The sequence below is a fragment of the Saccharothrix sp. ALI-22-I genome, assembly GCF_001984175.1.
Taxonomy (GTDB): domain Bacteria; phylum Actinomycetota; class Actinomycetes; order Mycobacteriales; family Pseudonocardiaceae; genus Actinosynnema.
This window is the reverse complement of record NZ_MTQP01000062.1, coordinates 38,600-55,706: the sequence shown is the minus strand read 5'-3', so window position 1 is coordinate 55,706 and position 17,107 is coordinate 38,600. Positions and strand designations below refer to the sequence as shown.

General features: G+C 69.6%; 17 protein-coding genes. 11 read left to right on the top strand and 6 right to left on the bottom strand.

Annotated features, from left to right (window positions below; translation table 11 throughout):
* Positions 1-222: 222 nt before the first annotated feature.
* A complete protein-coding gene (locus tag ALI22I_RS21970; protein ID WP_077007418.1) occupies positions 223-963 on the bottom strand; it encodes a GntR family transcriptional regulator in 741 nt (246 codons plus the stop codon).
* Between the two features lie 190 nt (positions 964-1,153).
* Between ALI22I_RS21970 and ALI22I_RS21965 the strand changes: the two genes are divergently transcribed.
* Both ALI22I_RS21965 and ALI22I_RS21960 read left to right on the top strand, forming a co-directional pair.
* On the top strand, positions 1,154-2,137 hold the full coding sequence (locus tag ALI22I_RS21965) for a 2-dehydropantoate 2-reductase (RefSeq protein WP_077007417.1): 984 nt from the start codon (positions 1,154-1,156) through the stop codon (positions 2,135-2,137).
* 25 nt (positions 2,138-2,162) lie between these two features.
* Positions 2,163-3,695 (top strand): aldehyde dehydrogenase family protein, encoded by a 1,533-nt coding sequence (locus tag ALI22I_RS21960; protein ID WP_077007416.1) that lies wholly within the window; start codon positions 2,163-2,165, stop codon positions 3,693-3,695.
* 106 nt (positions 3,696-3,801) lie between these two features.
* On the opposite strand, the gene ALI22I_RS21955 is transcribed toward ALI22I_RS21960, so the two are convergent.
* The 3 genes from ALI22I_RS21955 to ALI22I_RS21945 are packed head-to-tail and all read right to left on the bottom strand — an operon-like array spanning position 3,802 to position 6,945.
* Positions 3,802-5,298, bottom strand: a complete 1,497-nt coding sequence (locus ALI22I_RS21955) for an aldehyde dehydrogenase (NADP(+)) (RefSeq protein WP_077007415.1) — start codon at positions 5,296-5,298, stop codon at positions 3,802-3,804.
* Complete coding sequence (locus tag ALI22I_RS21950) at positions 5,295-6,119, bottom strand: NAD-dependent epimerase/dehydratase family protein (protein ID WP_077007660.1); 825 nt, start codon at positions 6,117-6,119, stop codon at positions 5,295-5,297. The genes ALI22I_RS21955 and ALI22I_RS21950 overlap by 4 nt, the downstream gene beginning before the upstream one ends.
* Before the next feature lie 43 nt (positions 6,120-6,162).
* Positions 6,163-6,945, bottom strand: a complete 783-nt coding sequence (locus ALI22I_RS21945) for an IclR family transcriptional regulator (RefSeq protein ID WP_077007659.1) — start codon at positions 6,943-6,945, stop codon at positions 6,163-6,165.
* A gap of 138 nt (positions 6,946-7,083) precedes the next feature.
* On the opposite strand from ALI22I_RS21945, the gene ALI22I_RS21940 reads away from it, so the two are divergent.
* From ALI22I_RS21940 to ALI22I_RS21910, 7 genes are all read left to right on the top strand, one after another.
* The gene (locus tag ALI22I_RS21940; protein ID WP_077007414.1) at positions 7,084-7,398 is read left to right on the top strand and encodes a hypothetical protein; all 315 of its coding nucleotides are present in this window, start codon (positions 7,084-7,086) and stop codon (positions 7,396-7,398) included.
* A 489-nt stretch (positions 7,399-7,887) separates the two neighbouring features.
* Complete coding sequence (locus tag ALI22I_RS21935; protein ID WP_077007413.1) at positions 7,888-8,790, top strand: 5-dehydro-4-deoxyglucarate dehydratase; 903 nt, start codon at positions 7,888-7,890, stop codon at positions 8,788-8,790.
* Entirely contained in the window at positions 8,787-10,043 is a 1,257-nt protein-coding gene (locus ALI22I_RS21930) for a glucarate dehydratase family protein (protein WP_077007412.1), read from the top strand. The genes ALI22I_RS21935 and ALI22I_RS21930 overlap by 4 nt, the downstream gene beginning before the upstream one ends.
* A gap of 62 nt (positions 10,044-10,105) precedes the next feature.
* A complete protein-coding gene (locus ALI22I_RS21925; protein ID WP_238598504.1) occupies positions 10,106-11,188 on the top strand; it encodes a hypothetical protein in 1,083 nt (360 codons plus the stop codon).
* Between the two features lie 210 nt (positions 11,189-11,398).
* A complete protein-coding gene (locus ALI22I_RS21920) occupies positions 11,399-11,878 on the top strand; it encodes a hypothetical protein (RefSeq protein ID WP_077007410.1) in 480 nt (159 codons plus the stop codon).
* A gap of 89 nt (positions 11,879-11,967) precedes the next feature.
* Positions 11,968-12,504 carry a hypothetical protein gene (locus ALI22I_RS21915; protein WP_077007409.1) on the top strand — a complete coding sequence of 179 codons (537 nt, stop codon included), beginning with the start codon at positions 11,968-11,970 and terminating at the stop codon, positions 12,502-12,504.
* Positions 12,505-12,617: 113 nt separating this feature from the next.
* The gene (locus ALI22I_RS21910) at positions 12,618-13,937 is read left to right on the top strand and encodes a jacalin-like lectin (RefSeq protein WP_077007408.1); all 1,320 of its coding nucleotides are present in this window, start codon (positions 12,618-12,620) and stop codon (positions 13,935-13,937) included.
* Between the two features lie 39 nt (positions 13,938-13,976).
* Here the strand turns inward: ALI22I_RS21910 and ALI22I_RS51045 are convergent, their stop codons facing one another.
* Positions 13,977-14,231: a hypothetical protein gene (locus tag ALI22I_RS51045; RefSeq protein ID WP_077007407.1), complete on the bottom strand. Its 255-nt coding sequence runs from the start codon at positions 14,229-14,231 to the stop codon at positions 13,977-13,979.
* A gap of 109 nt (positions 14,232-14,340) precedes the next feature.
* Here ALI22I_RS51045 and ALI22I_RS21900 point away from each other — a divergent pair, with 109 nt between their 5' ends.
* Positions 14,341-15,189, top strand: coding sequence for a helix-turn-helix domain-containing protein (locus ALI22I_RS21900; protein ID WP_179118306.1), 849 nt, complete (start codon positions 14,341-14,343; stop codon positions 15,187-15,189).
* The gene (locus ALI22I_RS21895) at positions 15,186-15,377 is read left to right on the top strand and encodes a DUF397 domain-containing protein (protein ID WP_077007405.1); all 192 of its coding nucleotides are present in this window, start codon (positions 15,186-15,188) and stop codon (positions 15,375-15,377) included. The genes ALI22I_RS21900 and ALI22I_RS21895 overlap by 4 nt, the downstream gene beginning before the upstream one ends.
* Positions 15,378-15,403: 26 nt before the next feature.
* On the opposite strand, the gene ALI22I_RS21890 is transcribed toward ALI22I_RS21895, so the two are convergent.
* Positions 15,404-17,059, bottom strand: a complete 1,656-nt coding sequence (locus tag ALI22I_RS21890; protein ID WP_077007404.1) for a fumarate hydratase — start codon at positions 17,057-17,059, stop codon at positions 15,404-15,406.
* Positions 17,060-17,107: the final 48 nt, after the last annotated feature.

Here is a 17,107-nt window from a genome sequence, read left to right as displayed (position 1 = left end):
GCATCTGCACCGGCCGGAGGTGCTACATCCAGAATACAGGCTTTCGTATACAAAACGCTTGGAGCGTGAGGGTCGTCACCTGTACTCGATTCAGGTGGCCTGAGCTGGGCTTCGGTAACCCGATGTGCGGCGCCGCGCGGTGGTCTCGATCACTCCGCAAGGCCACCGCAGCCGAGGGACGCTCGCTATCGCGTCCCCCGGCCGGCGGTCACTTGCCGGTGGTCACTTCGACTGCGAGGCCTCGCGGTGCTCGTGGTAGGCGCTGCGAGTGCGCTCGGTGTGCCGACCCATCAGCGTGGCGGCGAGCTCGGCGTCGCCCTTGGCGATGGCCGCGATGAGATCGGCGTGCTCGGTCCAGGCGTCCTTGCCACGGGTCAACGCCAGCGGCGCGTAGTACCAGCGGACCCGGCGGTCGACCGTGGCGATCATCTCGGCCAGCACGGTGTTGCCGGACAGGCGGGTGATGAACGCGTGCAGGGCGGCGTTGGCCGCGACGACACGCTCCACGTCCTTGGCCTTGAGGGCGGAGACGCCCTCGTTCTGGAGTTCTTCCAGCTGTTCGACGTCCTCGGGCGTGGCGTGTTCGGCGGCGAGCCTCGCCGAGTACGTCTCCAGGACGTTGCGGACGGAGAGGAGTTGGTCGGCCTCTTCGTCGGTGGGCGTGTGCACGAACGCGCCCTGGGCCGGGCGCAGGTCGACCCACCCCTCGGTCTGGAGGCGTTGCAGGGCTTCACGCACCGGCTGCCTGCTCACGCCCAGGTGCTCGGCGAGGTCGATCTCGACGAGGTGCTGACCGGGCTTGAGGGTACGGTTCACGATCAGGTCGAGCAGGGCCTCGTAGACGGCCTGGCGCAACGGCGCGGGCCGCTCGACCTTGCGGGCGGCCGCACTGCTGAGCGATTCACGCTTCGCGCGCCGGGTGGCGGTACCCGCGCCGATCAGCGGCACGTCGGGCTGGCTCACGGTCGCCTCCTCGGGCAGGTTGTCGGAAATGCCCGGTCATCAGCATACAGACTTTCGTATGCAAAAACCAAGCTGACCCACTCGCCGGAGTGGCACGTCGCCACTCGCGCATATCGGCGCCCGGTTGGGCTATCGCCCCCATCTCTCATACAACATACTGTATGCAATCATCGCGAAGGTGAGGGACGTCATGAAAGTCGCAGTTCTCGGAGCCGGGGCCATCGGTGCCTACGTCGGCGCGGCACTGCACCGCGCCGGAGTGGAGGTGCACCTCGTCGCACGGGGCGCGCACCTGGAAGCCATGCGCCACAACGGCGTCCGGGTCCACAGCCCACGCGGCGACTTCACCGCCGCACCGCACGCCACCGGCGACCCGGCCGAAGTCGGCCCGGTCGACTACGTGTTCCTCGGGCTCAAGGCACACCAGTACGCCGTCTGCGGCCCCCTGATCAACCCCCTGCTCGGCCCGGACACCGCCGTCGTGGCCGCGCAGAACGGCATCCCCTGGTGGTACTTCCACGGCCTCACCGGCCACCCCCTCGAAGGCACCCGCATCGAGGCCGTCGACCCCGGCGGCAGCGTCAGCGCCGTCCTCGACACGGGCCGCGCGATCGGCTGCGTCGTCTACTGCTCCACCGAGATCGAGGCGCCCGGCGTCATCCGGCACGTGGAGGGCACCCGCTTCTCCCTCGGCGAACCCGACCGCACCATCTCCGCCCGCTGCCAGGACCTCGGCCAGGCCATGATCGCGGGCGGCCTCAAAGCACCCATCGAACCCGACCTGCGCGACGACATCTGGGTCAAGCTGATGGGCAACGTCGCGTTCAACCCGCTCAGCGCCCTCACCCGCGCCACGATGGCCGAGATGTGCGAACACCGCGACACCCGCGAGCTGGTCGCTCTGATGATGGCCGAGACCATCGCGGTCGCCCGCGCCGTCGGCTGCCGTCCCCGCATCTCCATCGAGAAGCGCATCGATGGCGCCCAACGGGTCGGCCACCACAAGACGTCGATGCTCCAGGACCTCGAAGCGGGCAAGGCGTTGGAGACCGACGCGATCATCGGCGCGGTCGTCGAGATCGCCCAACTCACCGGCGTCGCCGCGCCCACCCTGCGCAGCGTCTACGCCGCGATCGACCTGTTGGGCCGCAAGGCACTCACCGCCACCGGCTGAATTGCCGCTAGCCGAGAGGACCGACATGTCCCCGATCCTCAAGCCGGGCACCTCATGGCCCGAGCTGTACGACCGGTGCGCCAGGATCGCACCCGAGGCGTTCCACCACGACCGACTGCTCAACCACCTCGACGGCACGTGGCAGCGCATCGGCGTGCCCGGCGAGGCCACGTCCCCCGTGGACGGCTCCACCATCGCCGGACCACCCCGCCTCGACGCCGCACAGGCCCAAGACGCCGTCACGGCGGCCGTCGAACAGCACCGCAAATGGGCCGCGGTCCCGTTGAAGGAACGCAAAGCCCGCACCAAAGCCGCGTTGACCGACCTGCGCACCCACCGCGACCTGCTCGCCCTCCTGCTGGTGTGGGAAATCGGCAAACCGTGGCGGCTGGCGACCGCGGACGTCGACCGGTGCATCGAGGGCGTCGAGTGGTACGTCGAGGAGATCGACTCCATGCTCCACGGCCGCACCCCGCTGCACGGCCCGGTCAGCAACATCGCCAGCTGGAACTACCCGATGAGCGTCCTCATGCACGCGATGCTCGTGCAGGCGTTGGCGGGCAACGCGGTCATCGCCAAAGCGCCCACCGACGGCGGCGTCGCCTGCCTGACCCTCGCCACCGCCCTCGCCGTCCGACACGGCCTGCCGCTCACCCTGGTCAGCGGCGGCGGGCGGGACCTGTCGCCGGTGCTGGTCGGCTCACCGGACATCGGCTGCCTGTCGTTCGTCGGCGGACGCGGCGTCGGCGGCGAGATCGTCACCGGCCTCGACGCCACCAAGCGGCACATCCTGGAACAAGAGGGTCTGAACTGCTGGGGCGTCTGGGAGTTCGGCGACTGGGACGCACTGCGCCCCCAGATCCGCAAGTCGTTCGACTACGCCAAGCAGCGCTGCACCGCCTACCCCCGGTACGTGGTGCAGCGGTCGTTGTTCGACTCGTTCCTGGAGATCTACCTGGAGGCGGTCCGCGAGGTCACGTTCGGCCACCCGTTGGCCGTCTCCTCACCTGCCGACGACCTCCCCGAGCTGGACTTCGGCCCGCTGATCACCGATGCGAAGGCCAAAGAACTGACCGACGTGGTGGACGAGGCGATCATCAAGGGCGGCGTGCCCCTGTACCGGGGCTCACTCGACACCGACCGATTCCTACCCGACCAGCAGACCTCCGCATACTTCGCACCGGTCGCCGTCCTCGCGCCGCCGCCGTCCTCGCCACTGCACCACGCCGAGCCGTTCGGCCCGGTGGACACCATCGTGCTGGTCGACACCGAGGCCGAGCTGCTGGCCGCGATGAACGCCAGCAACGGCGCGTTGGTGGCTTCACTGTCGTGCGACGACGAGGCCACCGCCCGACGGCTGGCCGGCGAGGTGAACGCGTTCAAGTTCGGCCACGGCAAAGCCCGCTCACGCGGTGACCGCGAGGAGGTGTTCGGCGGGCGCGGTGCGTCGTGGCGCGGCGCGTTCGTCGGCGGCTCATTGCTGGTGCACGCGGTCACTTCAGGCCCGCCCGGCGAACGCCTCTACGGCAACTTCCCGTCGTACTCCCTCTACCCGTGACTCTTCCCTCGCCCCCTGACCAGGAGGCCCCGATGCCCCGCCCCCGCCCGACGCGGTCCGGCACCCGCCGACACGGTGCGTAGGAGGGTGCCGGACCGACGGCGGCTCAGTGGACGCCCAGCACTCCGTCCACCCGGCGGGGAATGCCCAACGGGTTGGCGTCACGGAGCTCAGCGGGCAGCAGTGCGTCCGGCCAGGACTGGTAGGTCACCGGCGCGACCCACCGCCGGATCGAGGTGGCCCCGACGGACGTGTGGAGCGGGTTGGTGGTGGCGGGCCAGGGGCCGCCGTGGTGCATGCCCCAGGCCACGGCTACGCCGGTTGGCCAGCCGTTGAAGATGAGGCGTCCGACAACTGGCCGCAGCGCCTCGGCGACCTGGCCGGCCAGGGCGTGCTCGGTGTCGGCGGCGTGGACGGTGCCGGTGAGGGTGCCGGGGAGGCGGGGGAGGACGGACTCCAGGTCGGCGGGGTCGGTGTAGGTGACCACGACTGCTGCTGGGCCGAAGTGTTCCTCGGTGAGCTTTTCCAGGTTCTCGGCGAAGGTGGACAGCGGTACCTCGAACAGGCGGGGCTCTACGCTCCAGCCCTCGGTGGGTGCGGTGCCTTCGGCGACCAGGGCGGCCAGGCCGGATGCGGCCAGGCCTTCGGTGCCGGAGCGGTAGGAGTCGGACATGCGCTCGTTGAGCATCGGGCCGCCTACGGCCGCCGACACGGCGTCGGACAGGGCGGGGACCAGGGATTCCGGCGCGAACAGGAGGCCGGGGTTGGTGCAGAACTGGCCTACGCCCAGCGTCAGCGAGCCCACGAACTCGGCCGCGAACCCCTCGGGGCGGGTGGCGGCGGCTTCGGGGAGGACGACGGTGGGGTTCACGCTGCCCAGTTCGCCGTAGAACGGGATCGGGTCGGGGCGTGCCGAGGCCAGGTCGAACAGGGCGCGGCCGCCGGCGGTGGAGCCGGTGAAGCCGACGGCCTTGATCGCGGGGTGCTTGACCAGCGCCACGCCGGCCTGCTGGCCGTGCACGATGCCGAAAACACCCGCCGGGACGACGGATTCGACGATTCGCGCCGTCTCGCGCGAAGTGCCGGGGTGCGACGGGTGCGCCTTCACCACCACCGGGCAGCCGGCGGCGAGGGCGGACGCGGTGTCGCCGCCCGCCACCGAGAACGCGAACGGGAAGTTCGACGCGGAGAACACGCCGACCGTCCCTAGTGGACGGAGCATCCGTCGCAGCACGGGGCGCGGCGGGATGATGTCCGGGTTCGCGGAGTCCAGCGTCGCCTCGACGTAGCTGCCCTCGCGCAGCACCTCGCCGAACAGCCGCAGCTGGTTGGTGGTCCGCTTCAACTCCGTGGTCAACCGGGGCACGCCCAGCGCCGTCTCCGCCTCGGCGATCTCCACCAACGCATCCGAAGACGCGTCCAAGGCGTCCGCTACCGCCTCAAGCACCGCCGCCCGCTCCACCGCGGGCAACGAAGACCACGACGGGAACGCTGCCTCGCCGGCCCGCGCCAGAGCATCGACCGAACTGTCGGACGTCTCCGGCACCGCCTCCCCGACGGGCGTACCGGTCCGCGGGTTGTACCCCTGCACGCCGCCGCTCACCGGCCGGCCTCCTTCACCGCAGTGTCGAACTCCGGGCTGCACCACACGCCACCCAGGTACACCCGAGCGGGCGAATCCGCCGGTGGCTCGCCGGAAGCCGCCAGCACTTCCTCCGCGTACACCTCGGAGTTGTCCAAAGACTTGTACCCCAGCGACTCCGCCTCGGTCAGCGAGAACCACCGACGCGTGTTGTCCGAAACGCCCCAGATCACCCGGAACCCCGGTGACGGCGCCGCGAGACAAGCCTCGAACAGCCGCGCGCCGTCGTCGGGCGACAACCACGTCGACAGCATCCGGAAGTCACGCGGCTTCTCGAAGCACGACCCGATCCGCACCGCGATCACGTCCATCCCGTACCGCGACGCGTACAGGCTCCCCAACGCCTCCAACGCCACCTTGCTCACGCCGTAGTACGTGTCCGGCTGCGGGAACAGGTAGTCGCCGGCCTCACCGGACGCACGCTCGTAGTACCCGACCGCGTGGTTGGAGCTGGCCAGCACCACCCGCGAAACCCCGGCCCGACGCGCCGCCTCCAGCACCACGTGGGTGCCGTTGATGTTCACGTCCAGGATCTGCGCCCACGGCCGCTCCAGGCTGTGCCCGCCGAGGTGGATCACCGCGTCGACGTCCGCGCACGCCGCCTCCATCGCGGCCTCGTCGGTCACCGACGCCGTGACCAGCTCGACCCGTTCGCCCTCGGCGGCCGGCGGCAGCTCGGCGATGTCCAGCAGGCGCAGGGTCCGGTCCGGTGCGGCGAGTCGGGTGCGCATGAGCGTGCCGACTATGCCGGCGGCGCCGGTGATCAGGATTCGTGCGGTCACGTCGATCCCTTTCAGCAACTGTGTCAGCTCGAAAACTCGAAAATCAGCGGCCGAACTGGCGCAGCAGTTCGGTGATCGTGCGGGCGGCGTGCAGCAGTGCTTCGACGACCTGCCGTTCGTGCTCCGGGTCGAGCCGGCCCAACGGCACCGAGCAGCTCATCGCGTCGAGCACCGGGTTGCGGTAGGGCAGCGCGACGGCGAAGCAGCCCAGACCGGGCGTGTTCTCCTCACGCTCGTGCGCGTAGCCGATCGCGCGGAACCCCGCGAGTTGGGCGTGCAGCGCCGGGCGTTCGATGATCGTGTTCGGGGTCAGCGGGTCCAGCCGCGTGGGCAGTATGGCGTCGACCTCGGCCGGGGTGCGCGCCGCCAGCAGCGCCTTGCCCAGCGATGTGGAGTGCGCGGGCAGCCGTCGGCCGACGCGGGAGACCACGCGCAGGTGGTGTTCGGACTCGCGGCTGGCCAGGTAGATCACGTCGGAGCCGTCGAGCCGGGCCAGGTGGACCGTCTCGTTGATCTCCCGGCGCACCTGCTCCATCACCCGGATGGCGACCTGCACCACCGGGTCGTGGTCGAGGTACGACGTGCCGACGAGCAGGGCCCGGACACCGATGCCGTAGGTGCCGCGGCTCGGGTCGAGTTCCACCCAGCCGCGCGCGACGAGCGTCTGCAAGAGCATGTAGAGGCTCGACTTCGGGTAGCTCAGCTCGCGGTGCAGTTCGGTCAGCGTCAACGGGCGGTCCGACGCCGACAGCACTTCGAGCAGTTCCACAGTCCGATCGGCCGACTTGACCGCGTTCGGCCGAGCGGGTGACGCGGGTCCAGTCACCAAGTCCTCCACGGGAAATGTTCCGGCAACACGCTCTTGACACGTCGCTGCGCCGATTCTTACAGTCCGCCCAACACGTTCACAAGTACGACCCCATTTCATGTATCTGAACAGGGCTGTGAACAGGAGTCACCGTCAATGACACCCTCCCGCGGGCGCACCACGGCCACCGCTGTCGTGACCGTCGCGGGTCTTGTCGTGTCCTCGACCTGCGGTTCCCCGCCGTCGAACGGTGTTCCGGCCCGGCCCGAGCGCGACGTGTCGTCCCAGCTCCGGGCCTGCGGCGCGGCACCGTCGATCAAGGTCCGCACCCGGTCCCGCGACGGCCGACCCGCCGTCGCCGCGGGGTCCGCCGACCCGGCGGCATCCGCCAAACCGGTGAATTCCTCGGAGCGGCCGTGGTTGCGCAACTCCTGGACGTGGACCGCCAGGTCGCCCAAGGTGGCCCGGTGACAGCGCTCGACACCCAAGACGTGGGGGCGGCGGCTAGTGGCGGCGGTGCCGTTGCTTCCCACCCTGTGGGGCGGCCCCAACGGGGTCGCCCCACAGGAACCACGCCACGCGGAACGCCCCGGAACGTGAAACGTGCCGCGACCGGTGCCGCGTCGGCGCGGACCCGTTCATCGTCGCCGATGGTGCCCTGCTGCTCCACCTTGCCGTCAGTGTGTTCGCCGCCTATGCGCTGGCACGCAAGGAGTCCGCACGGGGAAGACGTCGATCCGGGCTCGGATCCGCAGCCTCCCCGTGCCTGCCCGCGCCCGGCGAACCGCACGCCGACCGCCGCACCGCCGTCGTCGCGTTCCGACGACCGGGTGCGGCCGGGAATCGTGCTCGCCGGAGCCTTGCCGGCGCCGGTGCCGAGCCTGCTCACGTGCCGGTCGCCGCAAAAGTCCTTCCTGCGTGGGATCACCACCGGAGCGATCAAGGGATGAAGGTCTGGGTATGCAACTGGATGGGGTGCTGTTCTTCCCGGTGACGCCGTTCGACGCGAACGGCGGGCTCGCGGAGGACGTGCTGGCCGAGCACGTCAAGCGCGGAGTGGCGGCGGGCGCGGGCGGCGTGTTCGTCGCCTGCGGCACCGGCGAGTTCCACGCGTTGGAGCCGTCGGAGGTCGAACGCGCGGTGGCCGTCACGGTCGAGGCGACCGCCGGGCGGGTACCGGTGTTCTCCGGCGCGGGCGGGCCGCTGCCGACCGCCAAGCGGATCGCCGAAGGCGCCGCACGGGCCGGTGCGGACGGTCTGCTGCTGTTGCCGCCGTACCTGGTCACCAACCCGGCGAAGGGGTTGGTGCGGTACGTGACGGAGGTGGCGGGCGCGTCCGACCTGCCGCTGATCGTCTACCAGCGCAACAACGCGGTGTTCACGCCGGAGACGGCGGTGCAGGTCGCGTCGCTGCCGACCGTCGTCGGGTTCAAGGACGGGCTCGGCGACATCGACCGGATGCACCGCATCGTGCTCTCGGTGCGCGCGGCGGTCGACAAGCCGTTCCAGTTCTTCAACGGCCTGCCGACCGCGGAACTGACCGTGCCCGCGTACCGGGGCATCGGCGTGGAGCTGTACTCGTCGGCGGTGTTCTGCTTCGCGCCGGAGATCTCGCTCGGCTTCTACCACGCCGTGCACAACGGTGACGACGCGCTGGTCAACCGCTACCTGTTGGAGTTCTACAAGCCACTGGTCGAGTTGCGCGACAAGGTGCCCGGTTACGCGGTGTCGCTGGTCAAGGCCGCGGTCCGGGGCATCGGGCTCGACGTCGGCGGCGTCCGCGCGCCGCTGCTCGACCCGACGCCGGAGCACGTGGCGGAGTTGGAGAAGATCATCGCGGCCGGGCGGAGCCTGTCCGCATGAGGATCACCGACATCGCCATCACCCCGGTGGCCTTCCACGACCCGCCGCTGCTGAACTCGGTGGGCGTGCACGAGCCGTGGGCGCTGCGCACCATCGTGGAGGTGCACACCGACGAGGGGATCTCGGGGCTCGGCGAGAGTTACGGCGATATCGGCCACCTGAACCGGATGCGCACCGCCGCACCCGCTCTGGTGGGTCTGGACGTGCACTCGTTGAACGAGATGTACTCGCGGATCGCCGCGGCGTTGGGCGGCGAGGCCGGGTCGGACCGGCACGGGCTGACCGGGCCGCTGACCGTCGAGTCCACTGTGGACCGGGTGTTCTCGCCGTTCGAGGTGGCGACCTGGGACATCCGCGGCAAGGCGCTCGGCCGGCCGGTGAGCGACCTGCTCGGCGGCGCGGTGCGGTCCGCCGTGCCGTACAGCGCCTACCTGTTCTACAAGTGGGCCGCGCACCCCGGTTCCCCTCCCGACGAGTTCGGCGAGGCGTTGGACCCGCCGGGCATCGTGGAACAGGCCCGGATGCTGATCGACCGGCACGGGTTCGGGTCGATCAAGCTCAAGGGCGGCGTGTTCCGGCCCGAGCAGGAGATCGAGGCGATCCACGCGCTGCGCGAGGCGTTCCCGGACCACCCGCTGCGGCTGGACCCCAACGCGGCGTGGACGCCGGAGACGTCGCTGAAGGTCGCGGCGGAACTCGACGGCGTGGTCGAGTACCTGGAGGACCCGGCTCCGGGCATCGACGGGATGGCCGCGGTGGCGGCGGGCGCGCCGATGCCGCTGGCGACGAACATGTGCGTGATCGCGTTCGAGCACATCGCCCGTTCGGTGGAGGCGGGTGCGGTGCAGGTCCTCCTGTCCGACCACCACTACTGGGGCGGGTTGGCCCGGTCCAAGGAGTTGGCGGCGATCTGCCGGACGTTCGGCATCGGCCTGTCCATGCACTCCAACTCGCACCTGGGCGTCAGCCTGGCCGCCATGACGCACCTCGCCGCGACCACGCCGAACCTGAACTACGCGTGCGACACGCACTACCCTTGGAACGTTTCGGACGACGTGATCACTTCTCCGTTCACGTTCGTGGACGGGGCGGTGGCGGTGCCGACCGCGCCGGGGCTGGGTGTCGAGCTGGACCGTGATGCCCTGGCACGGCTCGCGGAGAACTACCGGACGTGCGGCGTCGTGCAGCGCGATGACACCGGTTACATGCAGAAGCACGACCCGTCTTACGAGAGGAAGCGCCCCCGGTGGTGACCACCGTTGCGCATTTGTACCCCTGGGATGTCGTAGGCGACCCGGCTGCGGTTGAGCGCGTCGTGTCGTTGGGTGTGGACGCGGTGGCGTTGGCCGCGTCTTACCACACCGTGCGGGCCGCGACACCGTTCCACCCTTCGCGCCGCATGGTGGACGCCAGGCACGCGGCGTTCTACCTGCCGGTGCGGGAGGAGGCGTGGCGGGGCAAGCGGTTGGTGCCCGCGTCGCCGTCCTGGATGGACGGTGACGACTCCTATGGGGAGGCCGCTTCCGCCCTGCGTGCGGCCGGGCTGCCGGTGTACGCGTGGACCGTGCTGACGCACAGCAGCCGGTTGGGCGATGCGAACCCCGACGTGGTGGTGCGCAACGCTTTCGGTGACCTGTATCCGTACGCGCTGTGCCCGTCTCATGACGACGTCGTCGAGTACGCGCGGACACTGGTGTCCGAGGTGCTGGAGCTGGGCCGGCCGGACGGGATCGTGCTGGAGGCGTGCGGGCCGCTCGGGTTCTTCCACGGCGGGCACCACGAGAAGACCGACGGCGCGGACTGGTCGGCCGTGCAGCAGAAGCTGCTGTCGCTGTGCTTCTGCTCGGCGTGCGTTGAGCGCTACGACGACCCGGACGGCTTGCGCGCCGCGGTGCGTGCGGGGATCGACAGCGGTGCTGCCGGCGTGGAAGAGGCACTGGGGGATCAGGCCGCACACGTGCGCGAGGTGCGCACGGAGCTCTCCCGCTCCTTGCGGCGCGAGTTGGTCGGCCTGATCAGGTCTTCATCGCCTTCCACCCGCATCGCCGCGCACGCCACCGCCGACCCGTGGGGCACCGGCCCGTTCGCCACGGTCGCCGGGGGAGTCGACGCCGACGTCGACGTGCTGACCATGACGTGCTGGCCGGGCGTGGACGCGTCCGTGCCCGCGATCCGCGCCCTGCGCGCGGAAGCCGACGTGCGCACTGCCGCGTACGTGCTGGCCCTGCCGCCGAAGCCGGCGGACGGCGACGAACTGCTGAAGGAGTGGCTGGCCTACGCGGAGGCCGGCGTCCAGGAGTTCCACCTGTACCACGCGGGCCTGGCCTCAGCCCAACGCCTGGACGCCCTACGCCACGCCGTAACCGGCATCAAAACAGCCCTACCCCCCACCCCGTAACCGCCGTTCTGAACGTTCAACTCGGGGTACGCGAACGTTGGACACGCGCGTTCCCAACGTTGGACACGCGCGTGTCCAACGTTCAGAACGCGCGTGTCGTACGTTCGGAACAGCCGAGTTGAACGTTCAGGCGCGGTGGTGGGCCAGCTGATCGGGTAACTGTGAAAAGGGCGGGGCAACCCGGTGGGTGGGTGGCTACGTCCTCTGCACATGAGAAGCCTTGGAACCGCGATCGGTGCGGCTGCGCTGCTGGTCGTGCTCGCTGCCTGCGCAACGTCCACGCCCGTCGGTCCGGCTGCCGGGGGTCCGACGCTGACCACGTCGGCACAGCCGACGACCTCGCCCAGCGAAGAGCCGGAGTTCGAGAGCCCCGTGCCACCGGGCGCCAAGGAAGTGCCCAAGGACAAGGTGGACGCGACCAGCGTCCCCGAGGGCACTCCCACCACCGCCTGGACCGAGGGTGACGGCAGCACGATCGGCGTCATCGCCCAGGAAGGCGGCTGCGGCAAGGCGAGCGTCGAGATCGCCGAGCAGAACGCCCAGGTGGTGAAGGTCGTGCTGGTCGAGACCACACCGGTGGACCAGCAGATCTGCACCATGGACATCCGCTACCCGCCGCTGACCGCGAAGCTGGACGCGCCGCTCGGCGACCGCCAGGTCGTCCTCAGCACCCGGCAGGACACGAAGTAGACCTTCCTCCCCGGTGCCCGGTCGGCCTGCCCTCGGTCGGCCGGGCATCGCCCCTGCAACCTCACCGGCCCGAGTACCGTCCTCCAGCTATGAGGAACGTCAAAGTCGTCGTCGCCCTCGCCCTGCTCGCGCTGGCGGGGTGCACCAGCAACAGCACCAACGCCCCGCTCGGCTCATCACCGTCGTCCACCACCACCACCACCACCACCACGACAACGGCCTCGTCGCCTGCCTCGACAACGTTGTCATCACCGGCCGAGACCCAGCCGACCGTCCCGCCACCGCAGACCACCGCCACACCGCTCGCCGGCGGCCCGACCGAGGTCCCGGCCGCCCAGATCGACGGCGGCACGCTCCCGGACACCTACAAGAAGCAGGCGTGGACGTCGACAGACGGCCGCACGGTGCAGGTCATCGGCCTGGCCGGCGGCTGCAAGACGGCGAGCGCCGAGGTCACCGCGCAGTCCGGCGACCAGGTCCTGATCACCCTCGTGACGACCTACTACCCGCCCGCCGGCGGCGGCCTGTGCACGCAAGAACTGCGGGACGTGCCACTGAACGTCACCCTCGACGCGCCCCTCGGCTCACGCCGCGTCGTCCTGGAAGCCCGCGAAGACACGGCTTGAGCTGAAGCAGACACCCCGGCCGAGTGACGAGTCTGCTCTGACCGGGTGAATATATGAAAATCTCTCGGATAACAGGGTTCCGGGCGCTGATCGTAATCGCCAGACTGCCCAGCGTGAAGCGATCCCTCAGCCTGCTGCTCGCCGTGGTGCTCGCGGGCGCGAGTACCACCGCACTGACCGCCCCGGCCGCGTTCGCCGCCGACACCAACGGACAGTTCTCCGTGCTGACCTACAACGTCGCCGGCCTGCCCGAACCGCTGTCGTCCGGGAACCCGGCGAAGAACACGCCGATCATCGGGTCCCGGATCGGCGCCTACGCCGTGGTCAACGTCCAGGAGGACTTCAACTACCACGCGGCCCTCTACGCCGCCGACAACCACCCGCACCGCACCCCCACCAGCGGAGGCGTGCCGTTCGGCGACGGCCTCAACACGCTGTCGACGTACCCGTACACCGACTTCGCCCGGGTGAAGTGGAACCAGTGCAACGGCACGGACTGCCTGACGCCCAAGGGCTTCACGTTCTCCCGCATCCGCCTGGTCGAGGGCGTCTACGTCGATCTCTACAACGTGCACGCCAACGCCGGCAGCGCGGACGCGGACCTGGCCGCCCGCCGCGCGAACATCACCCAACTGTCGCAGTACGTCGCCCAGAACTCCGCGGGCAACGCCGTGATCGTCATGGGCGACACCAACACCCGCTACACGCGGACCGGCGACAACATCCGCGACCTGGTCCGCACGAACGGGTTGACCGACGCCTGGATCGAGAAGATCAGGGGAGGCGTCGAACCCACCGCCGGTGACCCGGCCCTGGTGTGCGACCCCGCGAACGTCACGCAGACGTGCGAGGTCGTGGACAAGATCTTCTACCGCGACAACGCGTTCATCGACCTCACCGCGACCGGCTACCGCAACGACCACGCCGCCTTCCTCGACGCCGAGGGCCAACCGCTGTCCGACCACTACCCGCACACCGTCGGCTTCAGCTGGAAGCTCGCCGACCACCTGCGCATGAGCGACCAGGTCGGCGGCCCGCACGGCACCCCGTTCACCGACGTCGCGGCCCTTCAACCCGGCACCGCTGTCCGGACGGTCACCCTGAAGGGCGCATCGCGCCTCGACGGCGTCGGGATCGCACTCACCAACGGCGCCGTGCTCGAACACGGCGGCACCGGCGGTACCGCCACCTCGCTCACGCTCCAAGCGGGCGAGTACCTGACCGCGGCCACCCTGACGCAGGGCCAACGCGACGGCCGCACCCGGATCTTCTCCGTCCGAATCACCACGAACCTCGGCCGAACCGTCTCGACCGGCACGCCCACCAGCGACTCGGTCACCTACACCGCACCCACCGGCTGGCAGATCGCCGGCTTCACCGGCCGTTCCGGCAGCGAGATCGACAAGCTCGGCCTGATCTACGTCCGACGCTGACCGAACCTTTCGTGGACGGGGCGGCCCCGCGCTACCGGCTCACTCGGCGGTGGCGAAGGTGGCCACCCCGTCCCAGGCCAGCCACAGGTCCGTGTCGATCTGGTCGTCCTCGGGCGTCGTGGTGCCCGCCTCGGCGACGTAGAGGCCCAGGTTGCAGCGATGGGCGGCAAGCATGCGGACCATCCACGTGTGGAGGTCTTCCTCTCCGTCCGCCTTCATGCGCGTGATCTGGCGGAAGTTGACTCCGCTGCCACTCGACTCGATCAGGCTCAGCTGGTGGAACCGCGACCCCATGATTCGTCACTCCCTGGTCATTGTCGTATACTCTCCGAACTCGGGACGACTATCTCGTAGGTACAAGATGCGCACAAGTCCCGATCGGGTGATGATCGAGGAGAGTGTGATGACCAGCCCACACCGCAGTGCCGCCCGCATCCAGATCGGCACCACGCTGCGCCGCATGCGCGAAGAAGCAGGCGTGCCCCGGGAACGGGTGGGCGAGGTGTTGCACTGCACGATGACCAAGATCAGCAACATCGAGAACGCGATCAGCGGCGTCAAGCAGGCCGAACTGGAGAAACTGCTCGACCTTTACGGGGCCGACGACGCGACGCGGGACGATCTGCTGACGCTCAACTCCGAAGCCCACCGCCGCAGGCCGAAGAGCAAGATCGGCGGCACGATCCAGCCTTGGTTGCGCCGCATCCTCGACGTCGAGGCCATCGCCACCGAAGCCCTCTACTCGTCGTTCGAACTCATCCCCGCCGTGCTCCAGACCGAGGCCTACGCCCGCACGCTCATGGCCGGCATCGGCCTCGGCGGCGAAACCCTGGAGAAGAACCTCCAACTGCGCATGGAACGCAGGATGCTGCTCACCGACCGCAAACCGCCGCTCCAGTTGTGGGCCGTGATGGCGGAACCGGCGCTGCGGGCGAACATCGGCGGCCCGGAGGTCATGCGCGACCAGGTCAAGCACGTCCTGGGCATGACGGAGCTGGACAACGTCGTGGTCCAGGTGATGCCGCAGGGAGCCGGAGCCCACGCGCTGACCGGTACTACGCTGACCTTGTTCCGGCTGCCCGACAAACTGCCGTCCCTGGTCAGCGTCGACACCCCGTTCGGAGATCATTTCGTGGACGCGGTCAACCACGTGGAGAAGACGAGCCGCTGGTTCGACTACGCCCGTGCGAAGGCGTTGGGAGTCGAGGAAAGCCGCGAACTCCTGACCCGGATCACGGAGGAGACCACATGACCCTGAAGCTGCACGAGTGGACGAAGTTCAGCGGAGGCGGCTCCAACTGCGTCGAGGTCATGCGCACGCCGGACGAAGTCCTCGTCCGCAACAGCAACCGGCCTGAAGAAGCCCCACAGCGCTTCACCTACAGCGAGTGGGACTTCTTCACGCGCGGCGCCAAGCTCGGCGTCTTCGACCTGGCCTGAGCTGCTACAACCGGACTACGACCGGGCTACTTCCGGAACGAGATCTGGAGGGTCGGGGCGGAGGTCTCGGCGAAGAAGTCGTTGCCCTTGTCGTCCACCACGACGAACGCCGGGAAGTCCTCCACCTCGATCTTCCAGACCGCCTCCATGCCCAGCTCGGCGTACTCCAGCACGTCGACCTTGCGGATGCAGTCCTGCGCCAGCCGTGCGGCCGGCCCGCCGATCGAGCCCAGGTAGAACCCGCCGTGCGCCTGGCACGCCTGCGTCACCTGACGAGACCGGTTGCCCTTGGCCAGCATCACCAGCGACCCGCCGGCCGCCTGGAACTGCTCGACGTAGGAGTCCATCCGCCCGGCCGTCGTCGGCCCGAACGACCCGGACGCGTAACCCTCGGGCGTCTTGGCCGGACCGGCGTAGTACACCGGGTGGTCCTTCAGGTACTGCGGCATCGGCTCGCCCGCGTCCAGCCGTTCCTTGATCTTGGCGTGCGCGATGTCCCGCGCCACCACCAGAGGCCCGTTCAGCGAGACCCGCGTCTTCACCGGCAACGCGGACAGCGTCGCGCGGATCTCCGACATCGGGCGGGTCAGGTCGATCCGCACCACCTCGTCGGACAGCTCCTCGCCGTGCACGTCCGGCAGGAAGTGCGCCGGGTCGCGTTCCAGCTGCTCCAGGAAGATGCCCTCGGGCGTGATCTTCGCCTTGGCCTGCCGGTCCGCCGAGCACGACACCGCGATGCCGACCGGGCAGGACGCGCCGTGCCGGGGGAGTCGGATCACCCGGACGTCGTGGCAGAAGTACTTGCCGCCGAACTGGGCGCCGATGCCGAAGTTCCGGGTCAGCTCCAGCACCTGCTGCTCCAGGTCGACGTCCCGGAACGCGTGTCCCAGGGCCGAACCCTCGGTCGGCAGGCCGTCGAGGTACCGGGCGGAGGCGAGCTTGGCGACCTTCAGGTTCTGCTCCGCCGACAGCCCGCCGACGACGACCGCCAGGTGGTACGGCGGGCACGCGGCCGTGCCGAGCGAGCGCAGCTTCTCGTCCAGGAACTTGGCCAGCCGCGACGGGTTCAGCAGCGCCTTCGTCTCCTGGTACAGGAACGTCTTGTTGGCCGACCCGCCGCCCTTGGCCATGAACAGGAACTCGTACTTCGGCTCCACGCCCGGCGCGGTGAACAGGTCGATCTGCGCGGGCAGGTTGGTGCCGGTGTTCTTCTCGTCCCAGAAGTTCACCGGCGCCATCTGCGAGTACCGGAGGTTCAACTCCTGGTAAGCCTCGAAGATGCCGCGTGACAGGGCTTCCTCGTCGGTGCCGCCGGTCAGCACGGACTCGGTGCGCTTGCCCATCACGATGGCGGTGCCGGTGTCCTGGCACATGGGCAGCACACCGCCCGCCGAGATGCACGCGTTGCGCAGCAGGTCCATCGCGACGAACCGGTCGTTGCCGCTGGCCTCGGGGTCGTCCACGATCGCGCGCAGCTGGGCCAGGTGCGAGGGGCGCAGCAGGTGCTGGATGTCCCGGATGGCCTCCTTGGCCAGCAGCGTCAACGCCGCGGGCTCGACCTGGAGGAACTTGCGGCCGGCCGCCTCGACGACCGACACGCCGTCGGGCGTCACCAGCCGGTAGTCGGTGTGGTTGTCCTTGGCCAGGGGCAGGACGTCGGTGTACTGGAACTGAGGTGCCAAGAGATTTGGCGGAGTCACTGCGGGCACGTCGCGGGCTCCCTTGCGCGC